At 72.5% G+C, this 7,733-nt stretch carries 10 protein-coding genes; 3 read left to right on the forward strand and 7 right to left on the reverse strand.

Features of this window, described 5'->3' with window-relative positions; genetic code table 11:
* Positions 1-113 (reverse strand): PTS transporter subunit EIIB (locus tag ACFRMQ_RS35080; RefSeq protein ID WP_380734855.1); only part of this gene is annotated, 113 nt, incomplete at its 3' end.
* 31 nt (positions 114-144) lie between these two features.
* Positions 145-738, reverse strand: coding sequence for a MarR family winged helix-turn-helix transcriptional regulator (locus ACFRMQ_RS35085; protein WP_380734844.1), 594 nt, complete (start codon positions 736-738; stop codon positions 145-147).
* Between the two features lie 184 nt (positions 739-922).
* On the opposite strand from ACFRMQ_RS35085, the gene ACFRMQ_RS35090 reads away from it, so the two are divergent.
* From ACFRMQ_RS35090 to ACFRMQ_RS35100, 3 genes are all read left to right on the forward strand, one after another.
* A complete protein-coding gene (locus tag ACFRMQ_RS35090; protein WP_380734845.1) occupies positions 923-2,122 on the forward strand; it encodes a cytochrome P450 in 1,200 nt (399 codons plus the stop codon).
* 112 nt (positions 2,123-2,234) lie between these two features.
* A complete protein-coding gene (locus ACFRMQ_RS35095; protein ID WP_380734846.1) occupies positions 2,235-2,432 on the forward strand; it encodes a ferredoxin in 198 nt (65 codons plus the stop codon).
* The gene (locus tag ACFRMQ_RS35100; protein WP_380734849.1) at positions 2,429-3,628 is read left to right on the forward strand and encodes an NAD(P)/FAD-dependent oxidoreductase; all 1,200 of its coding nucleotides are present in this window, start codon (positions 2,429-2,431) and stop codon (positions 3,626-3,628) included. The genes ACFRMQ_RS35095 and ACFRMQ_RS35100 overlap by 4 nt, the downstream gene beginning before the upstream one ends.
* A 267-nt stretch (positions 3,629-3,895) precedes the next feature.
* Here the strand turns inward: ACFRMQ_RS35100 and ACFRMQ_RS35105 are convergent, their stop codons facing one another.
* The 5 genes from ACFRMQ_RS35105 to ACFRMQ_RS35125 all read right to left on the reverse strand — a co-directional run bounded on the left by ACFRMQ_RS35105 (position 3,896) and on the right by ACFRMQ_RS35125 (position 7,519).
* On the reverse strand, positions 3,896-4,300 hold the full coding sequence (locus ACFRMQ_RS35105; protein WP_380734850.1) for a DMT family transporter: 405 nt from the start codon (positions 4,298-4,300) through the stop codon (positions 3,896-3,898).
* A 58-nt stretch (positions 4,301-4,358) separates the two neighbouring features.
* On the reverse strand, positions 4,359-4,679 hold the full coding sequence (locus ACFRMQ_RS35110) for a DMT family transporter (protein WP_380702463.1): 321 nt from the start codon (positions 4,677-4,679) through the stop codon (positions 4,359-4,361).
* A 176-nt stretch (positions 4,680-4,855) separates the two neighbouring features.
* Positions 4,856-5,509, reverse strand: a complete 654-nt coding sequence (locus tag ACFRMQ_RS35115) for a DsbA family protein (protein ID WP_380734852.1) — start codon at positions 5,507-5,509, stop codon at positions 4,856-4,858.
* On the reverse strand, positions 5,506-5,994 hold the full coding sequence (locus ACFRMQ_RS35120; protein ID WP_380734853.1) for a nucleoside deaminase: 489 nt from the start codon (positions 5,992-5,994) through the stop codon (positions 5,506-5,508). Before ACFRMQ_RS35120 ends, ACFRMQ_RS35115 begins: the two co-directional genes overlap by 4 nt.
* A 304-nt stretch (positions 5,995-6,298) precedes the next feature.
* Entirely contained in the window at positions 6,299-7,519 is a 1,221-nt protein-coding gene (locus tag ACFRMQ_RS35125) for an IS701 family transposase (protein ID WP_380734854.1), read from the reverse strand.
* Positions 7,520-7,733: the final 214 nt, after the last annotated feature.

Genomic DNA, 7,733 nt, shown 5'->3' on the forward strand with positions numbered 1-7,733 from the left:
GCGAGGCCCAGCCGCAGCCGGGTCATGCAGTGGGCGACCGAGCGGATGTTGGCGGCGCCACCGACCAGCGGGAGGATCGCCTCGGCCACGGCGCGGTTCTTCTCGTCCGACATGACGGGGGACGTACCCGGGTGGTCCCGGGGCTCAACCGCCCTCGTGCGTCGCGGTGCCGAGCGGGGCCGCCGCCGGGGAGCCGGTGCCGCCGGCCGCCCGGGCCGGGAGCGGGTCGTCCTCGGACAGCCCGGTGCGCACCCGGTGCACGTAGTGGTCGATCAGGTGGCGCAGCACGCCGACGGTGGCGGTGACGTCCGGTTCGGGGACGCCGTCCAGCACGCTGGTCAGGCTGGCGAGATTGGCCTGTTTCAGCCGGTCGAGCACGTCCCGTCCGTCGGCCGTGATCGCGACCCGGCGGGCCCGTCGGTCCTGGGTGTCCTGGGTGCGTTCCACCAGCCGCTGGCCCTGGAGGCGGTCGATCTGCCGGGTCACGTGGGAGGACTTGACCATCAGCCGGGCGGCGAGGTCGCTCACCCGGCTGGGGCCTTCGGTCTTGACGAGCGCGCGCAGCAGGTAGACGTCCGAGCGGGCGGCCGTGAGGCCGGCCGTCGCCATCCGGCGCTCGTGCTCCTGTGAGCGTGTCAGCAGGTAGGCCAGGGTGGTCAGGACGTCCTCCAGTCCGTCCAGGTCCTCGGGTGCGGAGGCGGTGGTGAGGTCGTCTTCGGCATCTTCTTCGTCCGACATGGGGGAACTGTAGCGACCCGGGGCGGCCTCGACAGCAACGGGGAGTCACGAACCGATTTCGGACAGATTCGGCCGACGCCTTGCACGCCCTTCCGTCACCACGGACCGCGAGTTAGCGTGACGGTCAGTTAGTTGCTTTGGGCACGTAAATATGACCGCCCAACTCCCGGAAGGGGATTCACCGATGGCCACCGCCGAAAAGACCCCGCGCTTCACCCACCCCGCCGCCCGCGACACCTGCCCGTTCGCCCCGCCGACCGCCTACGAGCAGGCCCGGCAGGAGGAGCCCGTCAGCCGCGTCACGCTCTGGGACGGCTCCACCAGCTGGCTGGTCACCCGCCACGAGGACATCAAGGCGGTGCTCTCCGACGCCCGCTTCAGCTCCGACTCCACCCGGCCCGGCTTCCCGTTCGTCAGCGCGGGCGCCCGCCAGCTGAACGCCGGTCGGCCCACCATCGTCCGGATGGACGAACCCGAGCACTCCCACTACCGCCGGATGCTCACCGGCGAATTCATGGTCAAGAAGGTCGAGGCGCTGCGCCCGCGGATCCAGCGGATCGCCGACGACCTGCTGGACCGGATGACCGACGGACGCTCCGAGGCCGACCTCGTCCACGACTTCGCCCTGCCGCTGCCGTCCCTGGTCATCTGCCTGCTGCTCGGCGTCCCCTACCAGGACCACGAGTTCTTCCAGGGCCACAGCCGCGTCCTGCTGCGCCGGGCCTCCACGCCCGAGGAGGTCACCGCCGCCCAGGACGAGCTGGTCGACTACCTCATCCGGCTCACCGAGTCCAAGCGCGCCCGGCCCGACGACGGCATCCTCAGCCGCCTGGTGGAGCGCGGCGAGCTGAGCACCGAGGAGATCGGCGGGATGGGGCGGCTGCTGCTGGTGGCCGGGCACGAGACCACGGCGAACATGACGGCGCTCTCCGTCCTCGCCCTGCTGCGCAACCCCGACCAGCTCACCCACCTGCGCGAGCACCCCGAAGCCGTGCCCGGCGCGGTCGAGGAGCTGCTGCGCTACCTGACCATCGTCCACTCCGGCCTGACCCGGGTCGCCGCCGAGGACGTCGACCTGGCCGGCGCGCGGATCCGGGCGGGCGAGGGCGTGATCTGCATGGTCAACACCGCCAACCGGGACGAGCGGGAGTTCCCGGAGGGCGACGAGCTCGACCTGACCCGCGACGCCCGCCGCCACCTGGCCTTCGGCTTCGGCCCCCACCAGTGCCTGGGCCAGCCGCTCGCCCGGCTGGAGCTCCAGATCGCCGTCGCCACCGTCCTGCGGCGGCTGCCCGGACTGCGCCTGGCGGTGCCGTTCGAGGAGATCCGCTTCCGCGGCGAGATGCTCGTCTACGGCGTCCACGGGCTGCCGGTCGCCTGGTGACCGCGCTCCTCCGCGCCTGACCCCGTCGACCCCGTCACCCCGCCCGACACCAACAACCCCAACGCCCCGCACCGGAGTTCACACCGATCAGGGCCACCCCGAAGGGACCACCATGCTCGTCCGGATCGACCAGGAGAAGTGCTGCGGCGCCGGCCACTGCGTGCTCGCCGCCCCCGAGGTCTTCGACCAGCGCGAGGAGGACGGCGTCGTCGTCCTCCTCGACGCCGAACCGCCCGCCGGACTCCACCAGGCCGTCCGGGACGCCGCCGCCGTCTGCCCGGCCTCGGCGATCCTGCTGGAACAGGCGTGACCGCTTCACGGGCCGTGGCCGTGGTCGGTGCCGGAGCGGCCGGACTGCACGCCGTCGAGGCGCTGCGCCGCTCCGGCTACGACGGCCGGCTCACCCTGATCGGGGCCGAGCCGGAGCCGCCGTACGACCGGCCGCCACTGTCCAAGCACCTGCTCGGCGGCGAGTGGCAGCCCGACCGGCTGACCCTGCGCGGCCCCGAGGCGCTGGCGGAGCTCCGGCTCGACCTGCGCCTCGGGGTCCGGGCCGAGCGCCTGGACCGCCGGGAGCGGGCCGTGGAACTCTCCGACGGCGGGCGGGTGCACTGCGACGCCGTCGTCGTGGCCACCGGCGTCCGCCCGCGCCGCCTTCCCGGCGCCGAGACGCCGCTGCCCGGGGCGCACGTGCTGCGCACCCTCGCCGACGCCCTCGCCCTGCGCGAGGAACTGCGCTCCGGCGCGCGGCTGTTGGTGGTCGGCGGCGGGCTGCTCGGAGCCGAGGCGGCGGCCACCGCCGTCGGGCTGGGCGCCGAGGTGGCCTGGCTGACCTCCACCGCCACCCCGCTGGCCGCCGTCCTGGGCGCCGAGACGGCCGCGCTGCTGACCGGCCTGCACCGCGCACACGGGGTGCGGCTCCACCGAGGCACGGCCGCGACGCTGCTCGCACGGCGCGGCCGGGCCGCCGGCGTGCGGCTGACCGACGGCTCCGAACTGGCGGCCGACGCCGTGCTGATGGCCGTCGGGTCCGAGCCCGCCACCGAGTGGCTGGCCGGCAGCGGCGTCCCGTTGGACGACGGCGTGGTCTGCGACGCCCACTGCGCGGCGGGCCCCGGCGTCTGGGCGGCCGGCGACGTCGCCTCCTGGCCCGACCCGCGCACCGGCCGCCATCACCGCCTCGAACAGCGCACCAACGCCACCGAACAGGCCATGCACGCCGCCCGGAACCTGCTGGCCGGCCCGGACGGCACCCGACAGGCCTACCGGCCGGTCCCGTACCTGTGGACCGACCAGTACGGGCTGCGCGTCCAGGCCTTCGGCCGCCCCGGCGACGCCGACCGCTTCGACCTCGTCGACGGCAGCCTGGAGGACCACCGCTTCGCCGCCGCCTGCGTCCGCGACGGCCTGGTCACCGGCGCCGTGGGCATCGCCTCCGCCCGCGCACTGCGCGACCTCCGCACCCGCGTCGCGGCCCACGCCCCGTGGCCGCCCACTCCTGCCTGACCCCTCGCCCGGCCCGCCGTCCCCATCCGCCGACCGGGCCGGGCGGCCGGGCCCGACCGGAGCCGGGAGGCCTTCCCACGCCCCGCGGCCCACCACAACGGGCAGGGCCTCCTGGTCTCCCGGGCGGGATTCGAACCCACCCGGGCCGCCAAGAGGCCCTGCCGCACTTGCCGCGACCGCTCCGCGATCACCCGATCGGGACCGGCCCGAGCGGCGCACCTCACGGAGGTGGCGGCGGCGGTTTCCCGCCGGAAGGAGACGCCCCCGTCAGGCGTCCACGGTCTGGTTCTCCCGCGGCGCGGCGGCCGTGACCTCCGGGGTCTTGGCCGGCCGGTCGGCGAGCTTGAGCCAGATCACCCCGGCGATGATGACGGCCAACCACCCGGCCTGGACCGCGTTCAGGCTCTCGTCGAAGACGACGGGACCGAGCAGCGCCGCACCGACGGCCCCGATTCCGGCCCAGACGGCGTAGCCGATGCTGACCTCGATGGTCCGCAGCGCGGCGCTCAGTGCCCAGAGCGTCAGGAGGAAGAAGACGACGGCGACCAGTGACCACGTCAGGCGGGTGAAGCCGTGGCTTCCGCCGACCGCGAGGGCGTAGCCGATTTCGAAGCCGCCGGCGAGGAGGAGCATGATCCAGGAGTTGGCTGAGGTGCGGCCGGTGTCAGACATGGTGTGCGGGTCCTTTCGAGGGGGTGGGGCGGGGAAGGGGCGGGGAGGAGCGGGATTCTCAGGCCGCACCGCTGAGCTGGAGGCCGACGACGCCGGCGATGACGAGGGCGATGCCGACGGCCTTGCGCCAGTTCAGGCGCTGGCCGAAGAGCAGCGCGCCGAGGAGGGTGATGCCGACACCGGCGACGGAGGTCCAGATGGCGTAGCCGACACCGACGTTGAAGGTCAGGAGCGCCTTGCTGAGGAAGAAGGTCCCGAGGGCGCCGGTGATCAGGGTCACGGCGGTCCACTTACGGTTCTTGAAGCCTTCGGCCTTTCCTGCCGCGATCGCGACGGCGATCTCGAAGATGTCCGCGATCGCGAGGTAGAACCACTGCATGACGTGTCCTTTTCGTTCGTTGAAGGGCAGCGCTAGGGGGGGGAGACGGCCCGCCGTGAATCCGCGGTACCGGGGGAACGTGTGAGAGGAGTGGCGGCGTGCTGGTCCGCCGGGACGCCGAGGAGCCGAGGGGATGCGGGCCGTCCGGCCCGCGATCGGCCCGCACTCGGGTCAGGTCAGCACCCGTCGATTCCGCAGGCGGCACCGTGGGTGACCGACTCGGCCTGGGCGTCGAGTACGGCCTTGCGGATCTGGGCGGCGGAGGGGACGCCTTCGATGCGGTGGCGTCCGCCGATGATGATCGTGGGTGCGACGGAGACGCGGTATGCCTCGGCGGTCCGCAGCGCCTTCCGGTGAGCCTCGGTGTAGCTCCCGGCGGTCAGGGCCTCGGTGAACCCGGCGCCGTCCAGGCCGAGTTCGGACGCGATGTCGGAGAGGACCTCCAGCCGGCCGATGTCCCGGTTCTCCTGGAAGAAGGCCCGCAGGACCCGCGGGGTGTAGTCCGCGGCCTTGCCGTGCTCCGCCGCGTACTGGTAGCCCTCGAAGGCCAGCCGGGTGTAGGGCTGCGGGGAGACCGTGGGCAGGGCGATGTCCACGCCCATCCGGCGGGCCATCGGGTAGACCGCGCGCTCCCAGATCGCCGGCAGGTACGGGTCCTCCGGCCGCAGCGTCGGGGTGGGGTGGGGCCGCAGCTCGAACGGCATCCACTCGATCTCGACGTCGAGGTCGTGGGTGGCCTCGTGCAGCGGGCCCTCGGCCAGCATGCAGAACGGACAGACGTAGTCCGACCAGACCTTGACGCTGACCTTCCCGATCGTCGCCTCGGTCATGACCGCCCCCGCTCGATGGCGAGGAACTCCTCGAAGGGCGCGGTTCCTTCCGGGATCTGGAGCCACGTGACCTTGATCGGCCAGGTCTCCGGGTCCTCGGCGAAGATCGAGTACGAGCTCGTGTAGTCGAAGCCGTAGCGGGCGGCCGTCTTGCGGTCGACCACGTTGACGATGTGGCCGACGTTGAAGTACAGCGAGGCCATGTAACACAGGGCGCACGGCTCGCCGGAGGCGATCAGGGTGGCTCCCGCGGTGGCGTGGAGTCCGTACTTGGCGGCAGCCTCCCGCAGCGCCGTCACCTCGGCGTGCGCGGTGGGGTCGTTGTCCTCGCGCACCCGGTTGACGCCGGTGCCGAGGATCCGCCCGGCGTTGACCACTACGCCGGAGAACGGGATGCCGCCCCTGGCGACGTGCTCGCGGCTGATCCGGACCGCCTCACGGGCGTACTCGGTCAGCTCGTTCTCTGAAAGATCGGAATAACGCATCGTCACTCCCCTGCTCAGACCTCGGCCGGGACGTGGACGGTGGGCACTGTGGCACCAGACATCAAGTCCCCAGCAGTTGCTTGTATGTACATGCTTTCTTGGCCCAGAGTCAGGCCGAAGCGGATGAGTAGAGCTTGCATGAACAAGCATCCTGCTGTCAATCGCCGGCGCCCAGGACTTCCATCGGCGCCGGCCATCAGGCCCCGGACGCGCAACCGCGCCCGCCGGCCGTCATGGTGACGGTCCGACAGGCGCGGGAGACGGGTCCGGCGCGCACCCCTCCGGGCGCGCTCGAACGGCGGGCTCAGACCGCCACGGGGTAGCTCGGCTCCTCCTCCCCCGTCCACGGGGCGCGGGGTACGAGCACGGGCCTGGACGGGCCGTCGATCGCCGCACCGGGGCCGGGACGGCAGTCCTGCCGGTCGGCACCGCCCGCCAGCCGGCTGTAGGCGAAGGCGGCCGACACCAGTGCCATGTGGTGGTGCCAGCCCGGGAACGAGCGGCCCTCGAAGTCCCGCAGGCCGAAGCCCCGTTGGAGCAGGCCGACGGTCTCACCGGTCGCCGGGTGCCGCTCCGCGTACTCCAGGAGTTCGTCGACCGGCCGCCGCACCATGTTGGTGATCCACAGCCGCCCCGGATCCGCCGTTTCCCCGTCGGGCTGCGTGAACAGGCGGAACGGCAGGGGCCGCTGGTCGGCCGCGACCGCTCCGGGCACCTGCACCAGGCCGTCCCGGACGGATGCCCAGCCGGGCCTCGCGGCGAGGGGGCGGGCCTCGGGGCACCGCTCGCTCAACGCCCGCGCCATGGCGGCGGCCGGCCGCCGGGGACCGGACGGGCCCCGTTCGAGCAGGGCCAGCGGAAATCCGTCGGGAATCGCGACGAGGAAGTCCAGCCGACGCCCGATCAGGCCGTGGACGAGCCGGCGCGGGTCCATGTAGCCGTCGAGGTCGGCGACCACCGGAACGGGCTCGCACTCCGAACGCCGCACCACCTGGTCGAGGGAGTCGAGGAGCTGATCCTCGGCCGAGGACGTGGTCGTCCGCGGGATGCGGGCCTGCTCGCGGAGGGGGCCCCGGGCCCAGGGCTCGGGCAGGAACAGGCACCAGCCCACCGGGAACTCGCCCTCCTGCGTCGACATGAAGACGGCCGTGCCCATCTGGCAGTTGACGGTGCGCCCGGTCTGCGGGATGAACCGGCGGTGCACCCCGCACGACTTCTCACCGCGCTTGGGCAGGACGACGGGAGCGGCCGTCCAGGCCCGGGGCCGGACCCTGGCCTCGACCCACCGGCGCAGCTGGTCGCAGACCGGCGCCCACTCCCAGGGGCTCTCGTTGATGAACTGGTGCAGGGCCTGCGATGCCGTCGGGGAGTCGCTGGCCACGGCCGCCAGCCGGCGGATCGACTTCTTGCCGGGCGTACTGAGGAGGCCGTGCAGATACGCGTGCGCCCACCTGCGCTGGTCAGCTCTGCGTAAATGGCCGAAGAGCTGGTCCGTGAACTCGGAGACAGGATCCCATTCCCCCATAGCTTCCCTCCCGTGTTGGAACCGTGGACGTCAAACAGGTCAACCACAATAAATATGAGTACTGTCTTTTTTCGGGGGGAATGTGATTCCTGCCGCCACTTCGTCAACTCCGCACGTTAACCAGGTTGCGACGTAAGTGAGTTGTGAGGACATTGGGAGAGGCGCCACCGGGCTCGGACGCGGCACCGGCCCTGCCGGCACCACAGGCGAACGG

This window comes from Kitasatospora sp. NPDC056783, from assembly GCF_042789895.1.
Lineage (GTDB): Bacteria > Actinomycetota > Actinomycetes > Streptomycetales > Streptomycetaceae > Kitasatospora.